Origin of the sequence: Flavobacterium sp. (assembly GCF_036759525.1) — a bacterium.
Classification (GTDB): domain Bacteria; phylum Bacteroidota; class Bacteroidia; order Flavobacteriales; family Flavobacteriaceae; genus Flavobacterium.
Map to the genome: position 1 here is coordinate 1 of NZ_DAIOUN010000043.1, position 1511 is coordinate 1511.

Below are 1511 nucleotides of genomic sequence, written 5' to 3' on the forward strand. Positions count from 1 at the left end.
CCCTTTCAACCTGAAATAACCACACATGCTCAGGCTTATTCTTTAACGGTTGATACCGGTGGATCATTGGTTGTTAAAAACGGATCGAGTTTAACCTTACAAGGAGCGGTTTCGGTAGCGGCTGATGGTTTTATGTTAATTGAAAACGGAGCGAACTTGGTTCAGGTTCAAAATGTGAGCAATAGTGGTTCTATACGTGTACAAAAAAGTACGCGTTCGTTACTACGATTGGATTATGTGATTTGGTCTTCACCGGTTTCGGGAAGTCAAACTTTAAAACAATTTTCACCCCAAACCTTAGACAATCGTTTTTATGCCCATCAACTCCCAAGCAATACTTGGGTAGAAGCTAATACTCAATTGCCTTTCGCTCCGGCTAAGGGCTACATGATACGTGTGCCCAATACACATCCTACCACACCTACTGTTTGGACGGGTCAGTTTGTAGGTACACCCCAAAATGGGACACTCACGGTTTCTATGCCCGCACCCCGAAACAACAATCAAAACCGCTATTTCTTGGTGGGTAATCCGTATCCTTCTGCCCTTGATATGAAACAATTTTTAGATATCAATGCGGCTAATATAACCGGTGTGTATTATTTCTACCGCAAAACGAATGGCGTTGCCGGTCGTTCGGGCTATTTCATCAAGAGTAAGAATCCGAATTATAATCCGAATGATCCTACGAGTCCTCGTTTTCTTTTTACCAATAATGGGGAGGGAATTGATCAAAACGTGATTCCTAGCGGACAAGGATTTTTTGTAGAAATGGCTCAAGGAGCTTCACAGATTGTTTTTACCAATGCGATGCGAGTAGCTGTAGAGTCGGGAGTATTGAATCGTGATGGTGACTCAGAAGACACTTCGAATCGCTACACTTTGAATGTAACCGATGCCCAAGGTGGGTTCAGCCAAATTCAAGTGGGACATTACGAGGCTACTACGGCAGCCTATGACAGTGGTTATGATACACCCGCTTTTGAAGACAGTAGTTTATTATTGGGTTCTTTGATAGCCAATCAAACGGAGACTTTTGCGGTACAAGCCTTGGATGCATTTGATGCAAGTGTCACTGTTCCGTTGCGATTTAAGACGCAAACAGCGGGGACATTTACCCTTACTTTGGCCGATGTATCCGGATTGTTTGCCCAAGACGGCACGCAGGTTATGCTGGAAGATTTGACAAGCGGTGTATTGCATTCTTTAACGGAAGCCCCGTTTGTGTTTACCTCAGAAGTAGGAGATTTTACAAGCCGATTCCGTATCGTTTACCAACAAACGACATTGGGATTGGAAAATCCGATAGCCTCTACATCACCAATTTTGGCTTATGCCCAAGAGGGTAATTTGTATGTAAAAAGTTCGCAAGAATCCATCCGTGCGATTGCCGTGTACAATTTGCAAGGGCAGTTACTTACGCAAACCCAACCGCTTACCGAAATAGCAAACGTTCAGTTGCCTTTAAACAACGTACAAAGTCAGTTGGTTTTGGTACAGGTTCAAACGGT

Annotated in this window: 1 protein-coding gene; it reads left to right on the forward strand. The window is 43.6% G+C overall.

Annotated elements, in window-relative coordinates:
* Positions 1 to 1511: hypothetical protein (locus V7M80_RS13145; RefSeq protein ID WP_333696821.1), on the forward strand; the 1511-nt coding region annotated here is incomplete at both ends.